Source organism: Oryzibacillus soli (assembly GCF_051594765.1).
Taxonomy (GTDB): Bacteria; Bacillota; Bacilli; order Paenibacillales; family NBRC-103111; genus Paenibacillus_AR.
Genome location: NZ_JBPPGJ010000005.1, coordinates 122,454 through 144,583 on the forward strand (window position 1 = coordinate 122,454; position 22,130 = coordinate 144,583).

General features: G+C 59.1%; 17 protein-coding genes and 1 other annotated feature. Of the genes, 12 read left to right on the forward strand and 5 right to left on the reverse strand.

The window, feature by feature from the left end:
* The first annotated feature begins 20 nt into the window (after positions 1-20).
* Positions 21-1,316: an asparagine--tRNA ligase gene (asnS, locus tag ACSEXW_RS08265; RefSeq protein WP_438445654.1), complete on the forward strand. Its 1,296-nt coding sequence runs from the start codon at positions 21-23 to the stop codon at positions 1,314-1,316.
* A gap of 121 nt (positions 1,317-1,437) precedes the next feature.
* Positions 1,438-2,121, forward strand: a complete 684-nt coding sequence (locus ACSEXW_RS08270; RefSeq protein ID WP_438445655.1) for a DnaD domain-containing protein — start codon at positions 1,438-1,440, stop codon at positions 2,119-2,121.
* A gap of 57 nt (positions 2,122-2,178) precedes the next feature.
* Here the strand turns inward: ACSEXW_RS08270 and ACSEXW_RS08275 are convergent, their stop codons facing one another.
* From ACSEXW_RS08275 to proB, 4 genes are all read right to left on the reverse strand, one after another.
* Positions 2,179-3,291, reverse strand: a complete 1,113-nt coding sequence (locus ACSEXW_RS08275; RefSeq protein WP_438445656.1) for a GGDEF domain-containing protein — start codon at positions 3,289-3,291, stop codon at positions 2,179-2,181.
* 167 nt (positions 3,292-3,458) lie between these two features.
* Positions 3,459-4,310 (reverse strand): pyrroline-5-carboxylate reductase, encoded by an 852-nt coding sequence (gene proC / locus ACSEXW_RS08280; RefSeq protein WP_438445657.1) that lies wholly within the window; start codon positions 4,308-4,310, stop codon positions 3,459-3,461.
* A 38-nt stretch (positions 4,311-4,348) separates the two neighbouring features.
* Complete coding sequence (locus ACSEXW_RS08285) at positions 4,349-5,596, reverse strand: glutamate-5-semialdehyde dehydrogenase (protein ID WP_438445658.1); 1,248 nt, start codon at positions 5,594-5,596, stop codon at positions 4,349-4,351.
* A gap of 15 nt (positions 5,597-5,611) precedes the next feature.
* Complete coding sequence (gene proB, locus ACSEXW_RS08290) at positions 5,612-6,712, reverse strand: glutamate 5-kinase (protein WP_438445659.1); 1,101 nt, start codon at positions 6,710-6,712, stop codon at positions 5,612-5,614.
* Positions 6,713-6,788: 76 nt separating this feature from the next.
* Positions 6,789-7,001, reverse strand: a binding site (T-box leader).
* A 200-nt stretch (positions 7,002-7,201) separates the two neighbouring features.
* Here proB and ACSEXW_RS08295 point away from each other — a divergent pair.
* Positions 7,202-8,017: a carbon-nitrogen family hydrolase gene (locus tag ACSEXW_RS08295; RefSeq protein WP_438445660.1), complete on the forward strand. Its 816-nt coding sequence runs from the start codon at positions 7,202-7,204 to the stop codon at positions 8,015-8,017.
* Between the two features lie 67 nt (positions 8,018-8,084).
* Here the strand turns inward: ACSEXW_RS08295 and ACSEXW_RS08300 are convergent, their stop codons facing one another.
* Positions 8,085-8,999 (reverse strand): LysR family transcriptional regulator, encoded by a 915-nt coding sequence (locus ACSEXW_RS08300; RefSeq protein WP_438445661.1) that lies wholly within the window; start codon positions 8,997-8,999, stop codon positions 8,085-8,087.
* 165 nt (positions 9,000-9,164) lie between these two features.
* Here ACSEXW_RS08300 and leuC point away from each other — a divergent pair, with 165 nt between their 5' ends.
* From leuC to ACSEXW_RS08345, 9 genes are all read left to right on the forward strand, one after another.
* Positions 9,165-10,571, forward strand: coding sequence for a 3-isopropylmalate dehydratase large subunit (gene leuC, locus ACSEXW_RS08305; RefSeq protein WP_438445662.1), 1,407 nt, complete (start codon positions 9,165-9,167; stop codon positions 10,569-10,571).
* Positions 10,572-10,642: 71 nt separating this feature from the next.
* Positions 10,643-11,251 (forward strand): 3-isopropylmalate dehydratase small subunit, encoded by a 609-nt coding sequence (gene leuD / locus ACSEXW_RS08310; protein ID WP_438445663.1) that lies wholly within the window; start codon positions 10,643-10,645, stop codon positions 11,249-11,251.
* 168 nt (positions 11,252-11,419) lie between these two features.
* Positions 11,420-12,031: a LysE/ArgO family amino acid transporter gene (locus ACSEXW_RS08315; RefSeq protein ID WP_438445664.1), complete on the forward strand. Its 612-nt coding sequence runs from the start codon at positions 11,420-11,422 to the stop codon at positions 12,029-12,031.
* A 205-nt stretch (positions 12,032-12,236) separates the two neighbouring features.
* Entirely contained in the window at positions 12,237-13,760 is a 1,524-nt protein-coding gene (locus ACSEXW_RS08320; RefSeq protein WP_438445665.1) for an N-acetylmuramoyl-L-alanine amidase family protein, read from the forward strand.
* Between the two features lie 22 nt (positions 13,761-13,782).
* Positions 13,783-14,328: a GerMN domain-containing protein gene (locus ACSEXW_RS08325; protein ID WP_438445865.1), complete on the forward strand. Its 546-nt coding sequence runs from the start codon at positions 13,783-13,785 to the stop codon at positions 14,326-14,328.
* Between the two features lie 31 nt (positions 14,329-14,359).
* On the forward strand, positions 14,360-17,095 hold the full coding sequence (locus ACSEXW_RS08330) for an S-layer homology domain-containing protein (RefSeq protein WP_438445666.1): 2,736 nt from the start codon (positions 14,360-14,362) through the stop codon (positions 17,093-17,095).
* Between the two features lie 229 nt (positions 17,096-17,324).
* The gene (nth, locus tag ACSEXW_RS08335; RefSeq protein WP_438445667.1) at positions 17,325-18,020 is read left to right on the forward strand and encodes an endonuclease III; all 696 of its coding nucleotides are present in this window, start codon (positions 17,325-17,327) and stop codon (positions 18,018-18,020) included.
* Between the two features lie 22 nt (positions 18,021-18,042).
* Complete coding sequence (locus tag ACSEXW_RS08340; protein WP_438445668.1) at positions 18,043-18,315, forward strand: NAD/NADP transhydrogenase alpha subunit; 273 nt, start codon at positions 18,043-18,045, stop codon at positions 18,313-18,315.
* 75 nt (positions 18,316-18,390) lie between these two features.
* Complete coding sequence (locus tag ACSEXW_RS08345; protein WP_438445669.1) at positions 18,391-22,089, forward strand: dynamin family protein; 3,699 nt, start codon at positions 18,391-18,393, stop codon at positions 22,087-22,089.
* Positions 22,090-22,130: the final 41 nt, after the last annotated feature.

The following is a 22,130-nucleotide window of genomic DNA, read 5'->3' on the forward strand; positions in this document are numbered from 1 at the left end:
ACCCTTGGGAGGATCTCATCATGGCGGCACAATGCTTGATCCGGGAAGTAAACCGGCATGTCGGCGAATCCGTTCGCATCGGCTGCTGGCTGAACAATGTGCGTTCAAGCGGTAAGATCGTATTTCTTCAATTGCGTGACGGCTCCGGATACATACAGGGGGTTGTGGTAAAGAGCGAGGTGGCGGAAGAGGTATGGAACGCCGCTAAGTCCTTGACCCAAGAGAGCTCCATGTACGTGACCGGAACGATCCGGGAAGAGCCCCGCAGCCCAAGCGGGTATGAAATGACCGTAACCGGCATCGAGATCATCCAGATTGCGCAGGATTACCCGATTACCCCCAAGGAGCACGGTGTGGACTTCCTGATGGACCACCGTCACTTATGGATCCGGAGCCCCCGCCAACGGGCGATTCTGGTCATCCGTTCGGAAATCATCCGGGCGGTGCAGCAGTTCTTCGACGAACGGGGCTTCAAGCTGGTGGATCCGCCGATCCTGACGCCGTCGTCCTGTGAAGGCACCACCAACTTGTTCCACACCAAGTACTTCGAAGAGGATGCCTTCCTGACTCAGAGCGGCCAGCTCTACATGGAAGCTGCCGCGATGGCCTTGGGCCGCGTCTATTCCTTCGGTCCGACCTTCCGGGCGGAAAAGTCCAAGACTCGCCGGCACTTGATCGAGTTCTGGATGATCGAGCCGGAGATGGCCTTCGTGGATCTGGAGGAGAACCTTCGGATTCAAGAAGAATTCGTGTCCCATGTGGTCCAATCCGTCGTCGCCAACTGCCGCAAGGAGCTGGAGACGCTGGAGCGGGATATCTCCAAGCTGGAGAACATCAAGGCGCCGTTCCCGCGGATCACCTATGACGAAGCCATCAAGTTCCTGCAGGATAACGGCCATGACATTCCGTGGGGCGAGGATTTCGGCGCACCGCACGAAACAGCCATCGCCGAAAGCTACGACAAGCCCGTGTTCATCACTCACTACCCGACCAGCATCAAGGCGTTCTACATGAAGCCGGATCCGAACCGGCCGGAAGTGGTGCTGTGCGCGGATATGATCGCGCCGGAAGGCTATGGCGAGATAATCGGCGGAAGCCAGCGGATCGACGATCCGGACCTGATGGAGGAGCGCTTCCAGGAGCATAACCTCTCCAAGGAAGCCTACCAATGGTACATGGACCTGCGCAAATACGGCACCGTGCCCCACAGCGGCTTCGGCCTGGGACTGGAGCGTACGGTTGCCTGGATCTGCGGCCTGGACCACGTCCGCGAGACCATCGCATTCCCGCGGCTCTTGTACCGTCTGTACCCTTAACCGGATTGACGGCGTTGCGCTTTTCCCCTATAGTAATCATACGACCACTTGGAAGAGCCCTGTGAACCGGGGCTCTTCTTGCATGACAGAAGGCGGATGGACAAGATAAGGAGGGAACCCGATGTACGGACGATCGGGGCAAGCGAAGACGCCGGAGGAAGGCCTGATGGCCGGATTGCGTGCGGGCGCCGTGTCGGTGCCGATGCTCCTTCTGACCACTTATGCGAAGCTGGATCTCAGCGAAGAGGAAGCCATGCTGCTTATTCAGCTGATCGGCTTCCGCGACCGGGAGATGAAGGAATTCCCGACCATGGACGATCTGCGGAGCCGCATGAGTCTCTCCGGAGAGAAGGTGGCCGATACACTCCGCAAGCTCATGAAGGAAGGCTTCCTGGCCATTGACGAGGATGAAGATCCCATGACGGGAATCCGCTATGAGAGATACAATCTGGACGGGCTGTGGCAGAAGCTGGGGGCCGTATGGGCGATGGAGAGCAAGCTCCAGGGTACCGCGAGCCGTGAGCCTGCCAAAGCCGGCGTAGAGCCTAATCTCTACAGCCTCTTCGAGAAGGAATTCGCTCGGCCCTTAACCCCAATGGAGATGGAGACGATCACCGGTTGGCTGGACCAGGACCGGTATCCGGATGAGCTCATTCTCATGGCCTTGAAGGAAGCCGTGTTCGCAGGCAAGATCCACTTCCGGTATATCGACCGGATCCTCCTCGAGTGGAAGAGGAACAAGGTTTACACACCGGAGCAGGCGAAGGAGCATACCCAGCGGTTTCGCGGATCGCTCCGGGGTTAACCTGCACATGAAAAATCCCCTGCCGTCCATACGGACTGGCAGGGGATTTTTGTCGTCTTATGGCTGGCGTCCCTCGTGGAGGACGGTTTGATTTTTGCCGGACCGCTTGGCTGTATACAGGGCTTCGTCCGCTCCCCGAAAGAGCCACTCCTTGCCGGAATGGGGGACATAAGCCTTCAAGCCGATACTGATGGTGACGTGGCGGCCTTGGAGCTCGGAATGGACCGAATACTCAATCCGGTTGCGGATGATTTCGGAATAGGCGTAGGCCACATCGGTCGTTTTGTCGGTGAAGAGGATGGCGAATTCCTCGCCCCCATACCGGGCTGCGAAATCGTCTGGCGAGACGATGGTCCGGATCGTCTGGGAAACGCTGCGCAGAATAAGATCTCCGACCCAATGGCCGTAAGTATCGTTCACCGTCTTGAAGTTGTCGATATCGAGAACAGCCAGGTGCAGACTCATGCCGTTCTGATCGCATTGGTCGATCAGCTTGTCCAAGTATTCGTGGAAGGTTTTATGATTATACAGCTCGGTCAGGGCATCTGTCTTGGAGAGCTTGTCCATGAGAATGCTCTTGACCAACAGATCCTGCTGCTCCTGCATAGTCTCGATCAAATCCTGCTGCATCTCCGCTCCCCGCCCCATGATGCCGAAGGAGATGATCAATCCGGCCAGCATGAAGAACAGGGTGATCATAAATTCCAGGCCGTTCATCTGCATGTGGAGGGTCGGTTGGAGCTGATACAGGCCGAAGAACAGCAGCACATTGATTCCGAAGGAGAAGAGCAGCTTGCCCGGTTCGAAGTAAAACACGGAGACGATGATTGGAACCAGAAAGAAAAACTGGACTCCATCCAGATCCGCATGGAAAAATACCATAATGCCGGCCAAGAGCGAACCCGCCCCGATCAGAAAGTAATGATTGAAGCGCAGGTTCTTCCGGTTGGATGCCTCCGCCAAGAGGAGTACCGTCGCAAGACAAATCGTGGGAAGCAAGACGTGGTGGCGGACATAATCCCACAGCTGGAAAGAAGAGGTCACCGCCAAGCAATAGAGCATGCCGGCTACGGCTGTGATAAAGGCCAGCAGGGATACCCACCAGTAAGCGTTCAGCATCTTCCGGTTCCACTTGGACAAATTGACGCCGGGGGACATCCTGTGAGTCATATCCTCAGCTCCAATACGAAGATTGAAGTAAATTATAACATAAGAATCTGTATAAAGTGTAGTTTGCTGTAGGGAGTATGTAATATAATGTCGAAAAAAAGAACAACCGCAGGCGTCTCCGCATGCGGCTGTTCGCAATTTCTTCACTATTGCCGGCCGAAGAATTCTCAGCCTTGAACGTCCTTGCTGATCTGGGCTCCGATCTCGGCCGCCCGTTCGACACAGCGCTTCACGCCTGCGCCGATGGCGTCAGAGAAGCCCAGCCGGTCGAAGGTCTCGATGGCCGCTTGGGTCGTCCCATTGGGGGACGTAACCTTGCGGCGCAGCTCCGACGGTGCCTCCTGGGTGGTCTTCACCATGGCGGCCGCTCCCAATACCGTCTGGACGGTCAGCTGACGGGCCAGCTCTTCGTCCATGCCGCCTTCCACTCCGGCTGCGATCATGGCTTCCATAAAGTAATAGACGTAGGCAGGACCGCTGCCGGACAGGCCATTGACCATGTTCATCTGGGACTCCGGCACCACGATCACTTCTCCAACGGCGCCGAACAAGGAGACGGCCGTTTTCCGAAGCTCGGGGGATACGTTAGACGTAAAGCAGAGTCCGGTGGCTCCCATTCCGATGGTGGAGGAGGTGTTGGGCATGGTGCGGACCGCAGGCATTCCTTCGGGAACGAGCATGGCGATGGTATCGAGCGAGAGTCCGGCGACGACGGAGATCAGAAGCTGATCCGGACGCAGGAAGCCGCTAAATTCGGAGAAGGCTTGGCGGACATCCTTCGGCTTCATGGCTACGACGACGATGTCGGCCTTGCGGATGAAGGCCTCTTTGTCATCCGGCTCGAATGCGCAGTGTATGCCGTAGCGGTTGCGCAGCGACTCCATCTGCTCCCGGTTGCTCCGATTCATGGCGTAGATGCGGCCGGGCTCGGCAATGTTCTGTTGGATCAGACCGCGGATGATGGCTTCGGCCATGGAGCCGGCGCCGATAAATGCGATTGAAGGGCCGTTGGTCGGCATGCTGGAATCCCTCGTTCCTCTTGTTTATGATGGCGGGATTACTCCCGTACTTGACCGTTCCCGTAGATCATGAACTTCGTGGAGGTTAGGGCGGGTAATCCCATAGGACCCCGGGCATGCAGCTTCTGGGTGCTGATGCCGATCTCCGCGCCGTATCCGAATTCGAAGCCGTCGGTAAAACGGGTGGAAGCATTGTGGAAGACGGCTGCCGCATCCACCTCCTGCAGGAACCGGGCGGCGTGCTCGCTCTTCTCCGTGACGATGCACTCCGAGTGCATGGTGCTGAAGCGGCGGATATGGGCCAGCGCCTCGTCCAGATCCTCAACAACCTTCACATTCAGAATGTAATCGTTGTACTCGGTGGAGTAGTCCTCTTCCGTGGCTTCCGCCATTTCCCCGGCGATCCGGATGGACTTGGCGCAGCCTCGGAGCTCTACGCCCAAGGCGCGGAAGGTCTGGGCAATGCCGGGCAGGTATGCTTCCGCGAATTCCTCGTGGACGAGCAGCGTCTCCATGGAGTTGCAGACGGAGGGCCGCTGGACCTTGGCGTTCACGGCGATGTTCAACGCCTTCTCCGGGTCGGCCGTCTCGTCCAGGAAGGTGTGGCAGACGCCAGCTCCGGTCTCGATGACGGGGACCGTCGCGTTCTGGACGACCGTCTGGATCAGCATCCGGCCGCCTCTCGGGATGACCACATCCAGCAGGCCGTTCAGACGGAGCATCTCATCCACGGAGGAACGGTCACTGCTGGTGACCAGCTGCAGCGCGTCGGGTGGGACGGCGGTTTGGGAGAGGGCTTGTTGAAGGACCTCGATGATCTTCTTGTTGGACGACAGGGCGTCGGAGCCGCCCCGGAGAAGCACGGCGTTGCCCGACTTCAGGCACAGTCCTGCCGCATCCACCGTCACATTGGGCCGTGCTTCGTAGATGATGCCGATCAAGCCCAGCGGCACCCGAAGCTTGCGGATCATAAGCCCGTTGGGGCGTTCGGCTTCCTCCAGCACGTCGCCGATGGGGTCGGGAAGCTCCACGATCTGCATCAGACCTTCGGCAATGCCGGCAATCCGGGCTTCCGTCAAGGTCAGACGGTCCAGGAGAGATTCCGAGATACCGCTCTGGCGGCCGCGGACCAGGTCTTCCTCGTTGGCCTTGATGATGGCGGCCTGCTCCTTCACCAAGGCATCGGCCATAGCCTTCAAGGCATCATTTTTTTGTCGTGTGGTAAGCTTCGCCATCTTGATGGAAGCTTCTTTGGCGAGAATGGCTTTGTTGATGACTTCACTCATGGTTTTTTGGCCTCCTTAATCTTTTAACGATACCCACTCGTCCCGGTGGATGACCTCGATCCGGTGGACCTCCACACGCTTCTGGACCTCCTCGGTGGTCAGTCCGGCGACCGCTTGGAGCTGCCAGGACGCATAATTGATGATGCCGCGCCCGATGACGGCGCCTTCTGCATTGGCCACCTCCACCACATCCCCGGGGTGGAAATCTCCGTTCAGCCCCGTAACACCTGCCGGAAGCAGGCTCTTGCCGCCGGACAGCAGCGCCCGTTCGGCGCCTTGGTCTACGGTGACTGTTCCGTGGGAGTAGGAGTGGAAGCCCACCCATTGCTTCTTCATCGGCAGATTGTGGAGGCTGGTGCTGAAGTAGGTGCCCTTGCCGTTCTCATCCACGGCCAGCTGCAGATCTCCGGGCTCGGTGACCCGGCCGATGAAGACGGGGACCCCGCCGCGGGTGGCGATCCGGGCGGCTTCGATCTTGGAGCGCATGCCGCCGGTGCCGACGGAGCTCCCCGCGCCGCCGGCGAATTGGAAGAGCTCGTCGCCGATATGGTCCACCCGGTCGATCCGGACGGCGTCCGCGTTCTTGCGCGGGTCGTCCGTATAGAGGCCGTCCATGTCGGTGATGATGGCGAGCTTGTGAGCCTTGACCAGATTGGCCACCAGGGCGGACAGCGTGTCGTTGTCCCCGAACTTCAGCTCATCGACAGACACCGTGTCGTTCTCGTTGATGACCGGCATGACGCCCCGATGGAGCAGCTCTTCCAAGGTGTTCACCGCATTGAGCCCCCGCTTGCGGTTGGAAAAGTCGGAGCGGGTCAGGAGGATCTGGGCTGCGGGAATCCCGTTCTCCTGGAAGGCTTCGTTGTAGGCCTGCATCAACAGGGCTTGCCCGACAGCGGCGGAGGCCTGCTTCTCATGCAGGGCCTTCGGCCGGGCGGCGTAGCCGATAGAGGTGAAGCCCGCGGCGACGGCACCTGACGTGACGAGCAGCACCTGGTTGCCGGCCGATTGAAGCTTGGTCAGCTCTCCGGCGAAGAAGCGGACCTTCTCGCGGTTCAGGCCTCCTTCGGATGAGGTCAGGGAGCTGCTGCCGATTTTGACGACGATTCGGGACATGGTTTCGATCACACTCCTGCATAGGTACATGGAACGTATGGAAGACTCGGGTAACAAAAAAAGCCTTCGTCCTCCGAATAAGGACGAAAGCTCTGACTTCCGCGGTACCACCTTGATTGGCACGCATGAAGCATGCCCTCTTGATCCCTGATAACGGCAGGGGCCGTTCAACTCGTCGTTGACCGTTCGGGGGCGGGTTCCGCGGATGCGCCGGCAAGCTCTTCCAGCCAATGGAGCCTGCTCTCTGACGGCGGGGAATCCAGCGTACTGTTCCCGTCATTACGTTGATTTGTGATATTAAAGATACCACTCCCATGAAGCTTTGTAAAGATCATCCGTCCTATGGCCCGGCTAGTCCCGCTCATATCGCATGACGTATCGGGTCTTAAGACCGGATATTGGCAGAGCAGTCGGATTGCCGGTCCGGCGCGGTTGTTTTATGATGAAGGGACAACGAATGACAGGACAGAACGAGAGGAGGAGCTTGCGATGGAGGAACGGAAGGAAACGCTGCGTCTCTCCCTTCTGCAGATGGACATCCGGGCGGGAGATCCGGACACTAATTACCGCAGGCTGGAGGAGCTGCTGGAGGAGACGGCGGTCGGGCCTGAGAAGCCGGACCTGGTGATCTTCCCGGAGCTGTGGAATACCGGTTATGCGCTGGAGGAGATCGGCCGGCTGGCGGACCCGGACGGGGAACGGACCAAGGCCGTGATCGGCGCCTTCTGCAGGCGGCACGGGATTATGGCCGCAGCGGGGTCCATCGCGGAGAAGACGGAGGAAGGCGTGCGGAATACGCTCCTCTTCTTCAATCGGATGGGCGAGGTGACGGCCGACTATGCCAAAATCCACCTCTTCCGCCTGATGGACGAAGAGAAGGCCTTGGTGCCGGGGAACCGGACGGGGCTCGCGGAGCTGGACGGCGGTGTGAAGGCTGGCGCCCTGATCTGCTACGACATCCGGTTCCCGGAGCTGGCCCGCAGCTTGGCGCTGTCCGGGGCCAAGCTCCTGATCGTGCCGGCGGAATGGCCCAAGCCCCGGCTTCATCATTGGCGCACGCTGCTTCAAGCCCGCGCCATCGAGAACCAGCTGTACGTGGCGGCCTGCAACCGTGTGGGCGCAAGCGGCGGCACCGAGTTCTTCGGCCACTCCATGATCATTGATCCATGGGGAGAGGTTCTGGCCGAAGGCGGGGAGGAGGAGGCGGTGGTCACGGCGGAGATCCGTCCGGCTCTGGTAGATGAGGTCCGAAGCCGGATCCCGGTGTTCGAGGACCGCCGCCCCGGCTTGTACCGGCTGGAGTGATACCGCGAGACGGCACATCTCCCGCAGGGGCTGAGGATGAAGGGCGGCGTATGATGCACCGGCACTGTCACTCTTCAGCCATGGCCTCCCGCAGCACGTCCATAAAGGCCGCGGCGGCCTTGGACATGTATCGGCCCTTCCGGTGGGCCGCCACCAGCATCCGCGACGGCCGCTCCTTCAGCGGCAGATAGACAGGGCGGAAGGTGTTGCCGTGCCCCATGGCGATCATATGGGGAACGAAGGAGATGCCCATGCCCGCCGCGACCAGCGCCTGTACCGTCTCGATATTGCTGCTCTCGAACACGATGCGGGGCTCGAAGCCGTGGGCCTCGCACAGCTCCAGGGCGATCTGGCGGAAGCCCTGCCCTCTTTTGAGCACGATGAAGGGCTCTTCGCGCAGCACCTCAATGGACACTTCACCTGGAGTGCCGTCGCTGCCGTCATGGGCGGCTTCGGCAAGAGGATGCTGAGGAGGGACGGCCAGCACGATCTCCTCCTCCAGCAGGCTGTCATAGGTCAAATTCGGGTCCATGAGCGGAAGGGTGAGCAGGCTGATGTCCGTTTGTCCGGCGGCGGTTAGATGCTCCAGCACCTGGGTTGTGTCCTCGATCAGATGGATCTCGATGCCGGGGTAGCGGCTGTGGAACAGGGGGAGAACCCTCGGCAGCACGTGGGAGCCGGTGATGGGGAGGGAGCCGACGATCAGCTTGCCCTTCTTCATCTCGGAGATGTCCTCCATCTCCTTGGTCAGCTGGCCGACCATGTCCAGGATGGACCGGGCCTTCTGCATGAAGGCCGCACCGGCATGGGTCAGCTCCACGGAATTCGTATTCCGCTGGAACAGAAGGACTCCCAGCTCCTTCTCCAGCTTGGACAGCTGCTGGCTTAACGAGGGCTGGGCTATATGAAGCTTCTCGGCGGCGCGGGAGAAATTCTTCTCCGCCGCGATCTGCAAGGCGTATTGAAGCTGGCGAAGCTCCATGATCGGTCAGGGCCCCTTTATAGTCGGATGGAAACAACATTCTATAGACGTTACCTATAACTTTTATAGATATTATATCTTGGAACAATGAATAAAGAAATGTTAACATGAACCCATAAGAAAAAAATGCAAGACGCACGCACGATATTGAAGAGGTGATCGAGAATGAGCAAGAAAACCATGTTCGAGAAAATTTGGGACAATCACGTCATCCACCAGGAGCCGGGCAAGCCGAGCGTCATCTACATCGACCTGCAGCTGGTTCACGAGGTAACCTCTCCGCAGGCCTTCGAGGGCCTCCGGCTGTCCGGCCGCAAGGTTCGCCGTCCGGACCTGACCTTCGCCACCATGGACCACAACGTTCCGACGAAGGACCGCTTCAACATTACCGACCCGATCTCCAAGCAGCAGATCGAGACCCTGTCCAAGAACTGCGCGGACTTCGGCGTGACCCTGTTCGACCTGAACCACATCGACCAAGGCGTCGTTCACGTCATGGGACCTGAGGTGGGCCTGACCCATCCGGGCAAAACCATCGTGTGCGGCGACAGCCACACCTCCACTCACGGCGCCTTCGGCGCGCTGGCGTTCGGCATCGGCACCAGCGAGGTGGAGCACGTGCTCGCCACCCAATGTCTCCAGCAGGCGAAGCCGAAGACCCTTGAGGTTCGCGTCAACGGCAAGCTGCCTGTCGGCGTCACCGCTAAGGACTTGATTCTGGGCATCATCGCCAAGTACGGCACCGACTTCGCCACCGGCTATGTCATCGAGTACACCGGTGAAGCCATCCGCAGCCTGTCCATGGAAGAGCGCATGACCGTGTGCAACATGTCCATCGAAGCAGGCGCCCGCGCCGGTTTGATCGCTCCGGACGAGACCACCTTCAATTACCTGCGCGGCCGCACATATGTGCCGCAGGGCGAAGCCTTCGACCAGGCCGTCAGCGAGTGGAAGAAGCTGGTCACCGACGAAGGAGCCGAGTACGACCGCGTGGTGGACTTTGACGCCGCTGCATTGGTGCCGCAGGTGACCTGGGGAACCAGCCCGGGCATGGGCGCCGGCATCTCCGACACCGTTCCGGAGCCGAAGGGCTTCCAGACCGAGAACGAGCGCAAGGCCGCCGAGAAGGCCATCGAGTACATGGGCCTGAAGCCGGGCACTCCGATGTCCGAGATTCCGGTGGACGTCGTCTTCATCGGCTCCTGCACCAACGGCCGGATCGAGGACCTGCGCGCCGCCGCCAAGGTGGCCAAGGGCTACAAGGTCGCTTCCGGCGTGCAAGCCATGGTCGTTCCGGGCTCCGGACGCGTGAAGCTCCAAGCCGAGAAGGAAGGCCTCGACAAGATCTTCACCGAGGCGGGCTTTGAGTGGCGCGATGCGGGCTGCTCCATGTGTCTGGCTATGAATCCGGACTATCTGCAGCCGGGACAGCGCTGTGCGTCCACCTCCAACCGGAACTTCGAAGGCCGCCAAGGCCGCGACGGACGGACCCATCTGGTGTCGCCGGAGATGGCTGCAGCCGCCGCCATCAAGGGCAAGTTCACCGACGTCCGTGCCTGGAGCTTCAACTAAACCGAACGTTATTGGCCACGGCCTTCATCCATTCCGAATCGAATTCGCCAGCGTGAAAGGAGTTTTTACCCATGGAAGCTTTCAAATCCCATACCGGTCTTGTGGCTCCGGTGGACCGCGTGAACGTGGATACCGACGCCATCATCCCCAAGCAGTTCCTGAAGCGGATCGAGCGAACCGGCTTCGGCCAGTTCCTCTTCTTCGAATGGCGCTACACCCAGAGCGGAGAAATCATCAAGGACTTCTCCCTGAACCAGCCCCGCTACGAGGGCGCATCCGTCCTGATCTCCCGCGCCAACTTCGGCTGCGGCTCCTCCCGCGAGCACGCGCCTTGGGCGATTCTGGACTACGGATTCAAGGTGGTTATCGCCCCGTCCTATGCGGACATCTTCTACAATAACTGCTTCAAGAACGGCATCCTGCCGATTAAGCTGACCGAAGAGCAGGTGGAAGAGCTGTTCCAGCGCACCACCGGCAGCGAGGGCTATAAGCTGACGGTTGACCTGGAGAACAAGGTGATTAAGGATGAGCAGGGACTGTCCATCGCCTTCGATCTGGATGAGCACCGCCGCCAGTTCCTCCTGCAGGGCCTGGACGATATCGGTCTGACTCTGCAGCATGAGGACAAAATCTCTGCCTACGAGGCCGCTCATGTCGCCCGTCTTGGCGCACGCCCGTAATCCTGAATGAGACTCCCGCCCGTTATGGGCGGGAGTTTTTTTGCATTCGGACCAAGCCGGGGAAAGGTGGACAAATCAGAACAATAGCATAAAAAGGCTTGCGAACCGAAGGAATTCCGGTATAATACGTACCAATTTCCAAAAAGAGACAAGGAGCGGAGAAACAATATGGCGGCTGCCGCACTGCACGGCTTCTTCCTGGCACTGGGCTTGATTCTGCCCCTAGGAGTCCAGAATGTGTTCGTCTTCAACCAAGGCGCGCTTCAGCGCCGGTACCACCAAGCGCTTCCTATCATTCTGACCGCCTGCCTGTGCGATACGCTGCTGATTACGGCGGCAGTGGCGGGGGTCTCGGTCCTGCTCTTGGCTTCGCCGCTCTTCGGCACGGTCTTGATGGGGGCCGGTGTAATCTTCCTTCTCTACATGGGCACCGTCACGTGGAAAAGCAGGCCCGACACGGCGGGAGGGCGTGCCGAAGCCTTCCCGGCCAAACGGCAGATCTCGTTCGGGCTCTTCGTCTCGCTGCTGAATCCCCATGCAATCATGGATACGGTAGGAGTGATCGGCACAAGCTCCCTGGCGTATGGAGGCTGGGACAAAGCGGCCTTCGGCGCCAGCTGCGTGCTGGTATCCTGGCTGTGGTTCTTCGGACTGGCGGGCGCAGGCAGGCTGGCCGGAGCGCTGGACCGCAACGGATCTTTCCTGCCGGTGCTGAACAAAATATCTGCGCTCGTCATGTGGGGGGCGGCCTTCTTTATGGCCCTGCAATTGATCCGTTAAGAGACGGATCCTCGTTTCTTAATTGGTAGGTCGTACCGGATGCCCATGGCAACGGTGCGGCCTGTTTTGCATGGGGGCAAATCTGCGAAAAAATGGCTGGAATCTACCAAATTCCGCAACAAATTCTTCCGTTTTGCGTCTATAATGAGAGAGACGGGGCGTTATCCGGCGCATTCTGTCGCAGCATATAAAGCAGAGGTGAATCATGAGAAAGCTCCTACTTGCATTGACCGCCGTCATCGGATTGTTGTTCGCCGGCACCGCCGCCGTCCATGCGGATTCGGCCATCAAGCTCTATCTGGACGGAAGGCTGCTGAAGCCTGACGTTCCGCCCCAAATCATGAACAACACCACCCTGGTACCGGTCCGGCTGGTATCCGAGGAGCTGGGCGCCAAGGTATCCTGGAGCGAGCCCGATAAGAAGATTACGGTGGAGAAGAACGGTCTTGCGATCGTCATGCATATCAACAAAGCCGAAGCAACGGTCAACGGTGCCGTAGAGCGGCTGGAGAAGTCTCCCATCCTCTGGCAGGATACCACCACCCTGGTGCCGGTCCGCTTCATCAGCGAGAAGCTGGGGCTGAAGGTTTCGTGGGACGAGCTGACCCAATCCGTCGGTCTCATCAATGCCTCCGTGCCGGTAACCGGCGGTGTGGTGAAGCCCACTCCTGTCCCAGCAGTCTCGACTCCGAAGCCGGGGACGATTATAGGGGACCCGGGCCCGCTTCCTGCTGCCTCAAGCGCGCCGAAGCCAAGCTCCTCTGCCGAGCCTAGTGCGGCTCCGGCAGCCGCAGGAACCGCTGACCCGGCCGGAAGCGGCACGCCCGTCATCACTTCCATCTCGCTGGATGGGGACGTGTTGCGGATTCAGACCACCGGCGGAGCATTGGCTCCGAAGCTCAGCAGCTTGGCTGGACCGGACCGTATCATTCTGGATCTGCCCAATGCCGTTCCCGGGAAGACGGTGAACGGTAAGCCGTTCACCCAGAACGGAGAGATGTCCGTCACCCATCCGGTGGTGACGAAGATCCGCTATGCGCTCTATCAGGATAATCCTTCCATCGTCCGTATCGTGGTCGACCTGAAGCAGAAAATCGAATATAATTTACTAGAAAGCAAGATTCCGGGAGAGTTGGCCCTGGGACTTGGCGCAAGCGCAGCCGCAGCTCCCGGAAGCGAGCAGTCGGGCAAGAAGCGGATCGTCGTGCTGGATGCCGGTCACGGAGGCAAGGATTCCGGCGCGCTGTCCGCCAAGGGACGCAAGGAGAAGGACTTCAATCTGGCCGTCGTGCTTCAGATTTACGATCTGCTGAAGAAAGATTCCTCCATCGATGTCCGCCTGACCCGCAGCGACGATACTTTCCTGGAGCTGGACGAGCGTGTGGCGTACGCCAACGACCAGAAGGCGGATGTATTCGTATCCATCCACGCGAACAAGGTGGAATCGGATTCCGTCAAGGGCGTGGAGACGTATTACACCCGTCCGGAGAGCGCCGCTCTGGCAGCCCAGCTGCACAAGAGCATCCTGGAGGCCACGGGTTCCACGGACCGCAGGGTCCGCACCGAAGGCTTCCGGGTCACGAAGTACACCGTTATGCCCGCCGTGCTGTGCGAGATCGGCTATTTGTCCAACGTATCGGAGGAGGAGAAGCTGTTCAGCACCGAGCAGCAGGCCAAGGTGGCCGCATCGATCGCAGCCGCCATCCAGGGATACTTGCAGAATCCATAAGGAGTGATCGACGTTGCGTCAGATGAAAACCGTTCTATTGTGCACCGCCGTCACCGCCGTTTTGATTGCTGGCTGCGGGGATCGGAAGATCGCCTCGCAGGGGCCGTCCGCTACGCCGTCCGCATCTTCCAGCGCCTCCTCACCTGCGGCGGTGCCGCCAAGCCCTTCGGCCGAAGCCGAGAAGACGGCCTCCATCCAAAGCTATTACGGCAACGCCGATATGTCCGCATTGGTGGCTAAGCCGGCCTCCATCCGGTATGCCAAGGAGAACGAGAAGTATCTCGCTGCCTTGAACGCACTGAAGAAAAGCCCGTCTGCGGATACGCTGTCCTTATGCCCGGATATCACCTTCCGGTCGGTGAAGGCGGCGGAAGGCGCTCTGACGGTAGATCTGACCGTTCCGGACAAGAGCCGCCTGGGGTCTGGGGGAGAGGCCATGCTGCTGGAGGCTTTCAAGAAGACACTCTTCCAGTTCAGCGAGGTTCAATCGTTCGAGATCCTGGTCGACGGCAAGAAGACGGATTCCCTCATGGGGCACATGGAGCTGCTGTATCCATTCAAGCGGTAGCTCCTATTAAGAGAGGAGATCACACTAGCACATGACAAGACACCCTTACACCAAAACGGCGGCCGCCATGCTGGCCGCCACACTCGTATTCGGCCAGCCGGTACTCGCGGCGACGACTGCCGCGCCGCCTGCTTCCAGCACGACGACCGCCACCACGGGCGCATCCCAGCGCTTCCCAGATGTCGCGGCCGATCATTGGGCTATGAAGCATATTACCAAGCTGTCCTTGCTCGGCATCATCAAAGGGGATGAGAAGGGGAAATTCCTTCCCCAGGATCCCGTCACCCAGGAGCAGGTCGTCACCATGGCAATCCGGATGATGGGACTGGAAGGAGAGATCTCCAGTCTTCCCGCTTCCAATGTCGGGCTGGAGGTGTCCGATTATGCCAAGGGATACATCCAGATGGCCCTGGAGAAAGGCTTGATCGACTTCTCGGAAGAGAAGACGCTGTCCGGCTTGACCGGCTGGGGCAAGAAGAATGCAACCCGCGAATGGGTCGCCAAGCTGGCCATCCGTGCCATCGGCAAGCAGGTTGAGGCCGGGAAGCTGGGAGGACAGGAGCCGTCGTTCAAGGACAGCGCCTCCATCTCGGTTTGGGCCAAGGGCTATATCAATGAAGCGGTGTCGCTCAAAATCGTTACAGGCATGGAGGACGGTACCTTCAAGCCGAAGGACAACGTAACCCGTGCGGAGATGGCCACTTTCTTGAGCCGGGCGGGCAAGTATACGGCGGATATTCCTTCGAAGACGGTTACCGGCGTCGTGGAGAGCATCACGGATTCCGCGATCCGGCTGGTGGACGACTACGGGAAGGTCACCTCGTACAGCTTGAGCAATACGACCGCTTACTTCGGCGTCCAGAACGCCTCGATCCTGGCAACGGAGCTGAAGTCCGAGAATAAGGTGTACCTGATTCTGTCCGGCAGCAGCGTTGTGTACGCAGAGGTGCTGGAGGAGCGAGCCAAGGTGACGGACATGCTGGAAGGCACGGTTCAGGAGATCACCACCCAGGAATCCGCAGTCGCCATCAAGCTTCGGACCGCAGACGGGGACGTGCTGGTGGAGATGGACAGCAAGCTGTCCATCATGGACGCCGCAGGCAAGGGAATGAAGCTAAGTGATCTGGATGAGGGCGTGCAGGTCCAACTTAAGCGCAGCAGCGCAAGAGCGAAGTATTCATCGGTTATCATCGTACATATTCCGATTAACAAGACGGCGGAAGGCGTCATCCAGTCCGTGGATCAGGAGACAGGACGCTTGAACGTGCTGGAGAAGGAAACCGGAGCCGTTCAATACCCTCTGGCCGAGACGGTTACTTATATCAATAACGGCGCTGCCGGGGATCTGGCTACGCTGCGTGCGGGCGATACCGTCCGCTACACCGTTAAGATTGACCGGGTCACGCATATCGAGATGGTCGCCCCCTATGTGGAACCGTCCGACACCGGAAGACTGGTCGAGTATAAATTCGATAAGAACAACACCATCATCATCATCCAGCGGGCTGATAACCGTTATGCGACCTACACGGTGGAAAACCAAGCCATCATCGATATTCCGGGTATGGATTATCCCACCTATAAAGATCTGTACGCAGGCGATATGGTCAAGGTGCTGCTGAAGGCGGATGACAATCCGATCGCGACCAAGATCAGCGTCACCAACCGGACGATTGCGACGGATTATTACAACGTGATCGTCGGCTATGAGACGGATGCCAAGGTGCTCACTGTGAAGAATGCCGACGGTCAGCTTAAGGTCTACGAGCTGACAGATGCCACCCGAATCGACTCGTCCGGAACGACGATCGCCCTGTCCAATGCCGGAACCGTCCTGACCAAAGGTCGCAGACTGGACATCACGTCCTCCTCTACAGGCTCCAAGGTCAGCGAGATTCGTATGGCTTCCGACTATACCGGGGTCATCACCCGGGTTGACAGCACCCGAAGTGAAATTACCCTGAAGGTCGGAGCGCAGGTCTTGACCCTGAAGACAGTGTCGGGCACGACCATTGAGATGGCCAACAAGGTAACGCCTTATCTGAATGATCTGCCTCTCGGCAGCTCAGCCAAGGTAACCATCAATCAGACCTCCGACAGCATCACGCGGATACAGCTGCAGCAGTCCATTCTACACCGCTTGACGGAGCGGAACGATACGGCCAAGACTCTGACCCTGAAGAGCGATGCCGGAATGAATTACTCCCTGAGCAACCCTTCCTACGTGAAGATCTTCGGCACGAACAAGGTGGAGCTTAGCGCAGCCGACATGGAGCTGGGCGGTCTCTACAACCTCGTCTATTCTGGCATCGTGCTGGATCATGTCGAAGCGGCGGCGATGACACGAGGCAAGATCACTTCCGTTGATCCGGTGAACGGCAAGATCAAGATTTCTGTCAACGGCGGAACAGAGTCCACCATGACCATCGGAACCAATGCCAAGGTTATGCGGGATGGCAGCGGTTCGTGGGGCACCCTCTCTTCCTTGAATGCAGGGGACCGGGTGGAAATGACCAAGGATGGTTCCGGCGTGTACGTCCTCTATGCGGCCAAATCCGTACAGCGGATGGTGGACTATTACAACGAATCCTCCAGCGAACTGAATATCTTAAAGACCACCATGTTCGATACCAGCGCTTACAAGCTGGCGGCGAAGGCGTACGTTCATTCCGGATCCCAAACTCTGCTTCCAAGCGGGCTGAAGAACGGCGAAACCGTTACTTTCTATACCATCGACGGCAAAATCATCGAGATCGAAAAGCTGTAATCCCGATCGGTACCCATTGGGCAGCACTGTGCCGGCCGTCGAATGTGCGGGGCGAAATCCGCATGTTCGACGGATTTTTTTATGCCATTGTTCCGAAAAAATTCGATTTTCTTTTGAGGATTCCATTGATTTATCTAGCCTTTTTCGATAAACTTTGGGTTATCTAAAATCATTCTTAACATCAGGATGGGTTAAAGGGACGGCACTTAACGGAGGTGAATGGCGCCGTATGAACAAAAAGCAGTTGCGACCTATATTGGACACGATCGGTGCCATGTTCCCGGATGCCCACTGTGAGCTCATCCACTCGAATCCCTTCGAGTTGACCATAGCCGTGCTGCTCTCGGCCCAATGTACGGACGAAACCGTGAATAAAGTAACGGCAACGCTTTTTCAGAAATATAAGACTCCTGAGGATTACTTATCGGTTCCCTTGGAGGAGCTGGAGCAGGATATCCGCCGAATCGGTCTGTTCCGGAATAAAGCGAAGAACATCCAGAGCCTGTGCCGGATCCTGCTGGAGGAATATGGCGGGACCTTGCCTGAGAAGCATGAAGAGCTGGTGAAGCTGCCGGGTGTAGGCCGCAAGACCGCCAACGTGGTCGTCTCCAATGCCTTCGGCGTACCGGCCATCGCGGTGGACACCCATGTCGAACGGGTCTCCAAGCGATTGGGGATTGCGAAGGATACGGACAGCGTGCTGGAAGTGGAGAAGAAGCTGATGGCCGGCGTGCCGAAGGACGAATGGACGTTAACTCACCATCGCCTGATCTTTTTCGGACGGTATCATTGCAAGGCTCAGAACCCATCCTGCGGCATCTGCCCCTTGAGTGATGTATGCAAAGAATACAAGAAACGTATGAAAACCGTTCAAAACAGGAAATCTAAGGAAAGTAAGGCCAAAAACCAAGTCGCTCCAACTTGAGAGTAAAAAGGATGGGATACCCTTGAAATGCATCGCCGTATATACCAAGAACTTTGAGCTTTTTTCCGATATTTATGAAACGATCTTGAACACTCCGCTGAAGGAGAATGAAGAGCGCGTGATTGAAGGCGTTACGGTCAGCGAAGCCGGTGATGTGCCGGAGCATTATATCGACCGGATGAAGGCCAAGCCGGATGTGGTGGTCATGAAGGTCAAGTCCAAGGACATCACGATCCTGCAACACGGCGACGTGTTCGAAATTTTTATCCCGCAGCCTGAAAATGTGGTACACTAGAAACCGAATCTTTCGGTTTCTTTTTTTTATTATCTAAGAGTTATTCCAATATATGAGACGGGGAGTACGAGAAGCATGGGGGCAAGAGAGACGGCTCCGGCATTGGCGGAAGCCTTGACCGGTATCGGGGGAGAGATCCAGGCGAGGAAGCTTGCGGAGCTTCAGGAGAAACAAACGGGGGCGGAGCTGTATGTCGCCTTCTGCGGGCATTTCTCAGCGGGCAAATCCACATTGGTGAACCGTCTATGCGGCCACCGTCTGCTTCCGTCGGGACCGGTCCCGACGAGCGCCAACATCGTGAGAATCCGGAACGGCCCATCGGCCGCCCATATCTATAGAAGGACGGAGACCGGCGGACTGTCGGTGGAGCAGATCCCGCTGGAGGGCTTGGAGGCGGCCTGCAAGAACGGGGAAGCCATCGAGACGGTGGAGATCCGGTATCCGGTTCCCCTGTTAGGTGACACGACGGTTCTCTTGGATACGCCGGGCATCGATTCCACGGACGATGCGCATCAAGCGGCGACCCAGTCGGCCATGCATCTGGCGGATGTGGTGTTCTATGTGATGGATTACAACTATGTCCAGTCCGAGATCAACTTCACCTTCGCGAAGAAGCTGCAGGAGGCAGGGAAGCCGCTCTACCTGATCGTCAATCAGATCGACAAGCACCGGGAGCGGGAGCTGTCCTTCGACAGCTATCGAGAAGGGGTCCGGGAAGCATTCCGGAATTGGCATATCGAGCCTGCGGGCATCTTGTTCCTGTCGTTAAAGGACCCGGATCACCCGCATAATGATTGGAGCCGGCTGCCCGCCTTGATACAGGCATTATCGGAACGATCGGCCCTCCTGAAGGCGTGGAATAGCAAGATGACGGTGCGGCACCTGATCCGGGAGGCGCTGGCATCCTGGAAGTCGGGGCGGGAGCTGGAGAAGGAGCTTTACCTGGAGGCAGGCGGCGGAGCGGAGGCCATGGAAGCGGCCGTCCTGGAGATGAAGGAGCTGGAAGCGCGGGAGGCGGAGCTGGCGGCGGGCAGCGAGAAGCTGGAGGCACGCTGGAAGAAGGAGCTCCAATCCTTGATAGACAACGCCAACCTGACTCCTGCCGGTACGAGGGATCTGGCTGCGGCTTACTTGGAGACCCGCAAGCCCGGCTTCAAGGTCGGGTTCCTGGCCAGAGCGGCCAAGACGGAGGAGGAACGGAGCCGAAGGCTGGAAGCTTTCCGCACCGATCTGGAAGAGAAGCTCCGGGCCCATCTCCTCTGGCACGCGGCTGATTATCTGAAGCAGGAGGCGGATGCAGCGGGGATCCGGGAGCCGGAGTTCCTGCAGGAGCTGGAGGAGACGTTGAAGCTCCCCGTCACATCAGACTGGTTATCCGGGCAGGTGCATGCCGGGCCGGATTTCACCGGCGAATATGTGCTGAACTATTGCCGCCAGCTCTCCTCGGAGCTGAAGCAGCTATGCCGCAAGGCGCTCTGGACGCTGTTGGAGAGCTTAGGGAGCCGCCTCGCTGCCCAGGGGCTGGAGGAGCGCCGTCAGCTCGCCACGCGCAAGCGGGAAGCTGCCGTTCAGCTCGCAGCCTACGACGGGATCCGCCGGATGGAGGACGAGGAGAAGGCGAAGGAAATCGCGCTGATGCGGCTGGCCGATGAGGCTACCGAAGGTGGAGCCGGCGGGCTGGCGCTGCCGGACCCCGAAGATCTGGTCCCGGCAGCCGTAACGGCCGGCGCTCACCGGACGGAGGGGGCGGGCCGTCCGCCGGGAGGCGCACCGGAGCCTCTCAAGCGGACGTCCGGTGCCGCTGCCCGTTTTTTGCCGGGAGAGCACGTACGGGAGGCCGCTCCGGCAGAGGAGAGCCATTCGTTAGGGCTCCCGTTCGACCGGGTGAAGCGTACGGCGGAGAAGCTCAAGGCCGGTGCCAGTGCTCTGGAGGAGCTGCCGGGGACGGGGACCCTGGTCCGTTCCTTGCGGGAGAAGGCCGCCAAGCTGGGGCAGAACCGCTACACGTTGGCGTTATTCGGGGCCTTCAGCGCCGGGAAGTCCTCCTTCGCCAATGCGCTCATGGGGGAGCGGGTCCTGCCCGTATCCCCGAACCCTACGACGGCGGCCATCAATACGATTCTGCCTCCGGATGAGCAGCATCCCCACGGCACGGTCCGGGTGTTCCTGAAGTCCGAGGCGGATATCCATGAGGAAATCGTCTATTCGCTGCGAGCCATCGGCATGGATGTGCCGGAGTCGGAGCTTCAGGACTCGAACGCACTCTTGTCACGGGTTCGCAAGCTGACGCCTGACGGGGTGCCGCCAGCAGGCAAGCCCCACGTGACCTTCCTGAAGGCTGTGGAGAAGGGGTGGGGGACGATGGCGGCCTCCTTGGGCCAAGTGCTGCAGGCGAGCAGGGAACTGTTCCACTCGTATGTGGCGGATGAGACCAAGTCCTGCTTCGCCACGCTGGTGGAGCTGTACCAGGATACGCCGCTGTCGGCCCATGGTGTGGTACTTGTGGATACGCCGGGAGCCGATTCCATCAACGCCCGGCATACGGGGGTGGCCTTCAATTACATCAAGAATGCAGACGCCATTCTCTTCGTAACTTATTACAACCATGCATTCTCCCAAGCGGACCGGGAGTTTCTGATGCAGCTGGGCCGGGTGAAGGACGCTATGCAGCTGGATAAGATGTTCTTCATCGTCAATGCAGCGGATCTGGCCTCCGGCCATGAAGAGCTGGAAGCCGTTCTCCGGCATGTAGAGGATAATCTCCTGAAGTTCGGCATCCGCAATCCGCGGCTCTATCCGGTATCGAGCCAGATGGCAGTGGAGGCGAAGCTGGACGGGGACGGCGCACTTCTGCAACAGAGCGGCATCGCGGCCTTCGAAGCAGCCTTCCGGCGCTTCGCCGAGCAGGAGCTGACCGGACTCGCCGTCCGGAATGCGGAACGGGAGCTGGCTCACGCCAGTGGCGTGCTGGAGCAGTGGATCCGGGCGGCGCGGGAGGATGCGGGCGAGCGGGAGCGGAAGAGAGACGCGCTGCGGGCTGCCGGCCTCCAAGCCTTGGAGCGCGCGGGAATCCCATGGGAGAGCCCGGACGCTCAAGCTCTGCAGAAGGAGCTGGAGGAGCAGCTCTACTACGTAAAGCAGCGCGCCGGCTTCCGATACCCGGAGATGTTCCGGGCCGCCTTCAATCCCGCCGCTCTCCGGGAGGATGCGGGAGACATGAAGCGCGCCTTCAAGGCCGCCTGGCAGGATCTGATCCGGATGATGGGCTACCACCTCTCCCAGGAGACGCTGGCGGTGACCCTACGGATGGAATCGTATCTGAACCGGGCCCTCGGGACCAAGTGGACGCGTACGGGGGAGAATCTGTCCCTGCTTCTGGAGGGCTACGAGGCGGCATCCTTCGAGCCGCCCGCACATCCGACTCCATCCGTGCTAGAAGCGCCACAGGCTGAAGAACCGGATGTGAAGTGGCTCCTGGGCTTCTACCGCAACGGCCGGCATTTCTTCGAAGGGGAAGGAAGCGCCGCCTTGATGACGGCCCTGCAGAACCGCTTGACTCCTGCCGTTGAACAATATATCCGCACCCATGCGGACCAATTTCTCGGCTTGTACCAGCTCCAAGCGGAGCAATCCGCACGGACCTTAAGCGAAGGGCTGGAAGGATCCGTCCGTGAGCACTGTGCGGGCTTGGAGTCGGTCTGGAGCGAAGGCGCGGACGCAGGCCGGCTGGAAGCCGGCAAGCAGCTGTTGGATGAACTGTTGCACAACAATTGAACATGTGGCTGATGGAGAACCGCTGGGAAACTAGCGGTTCT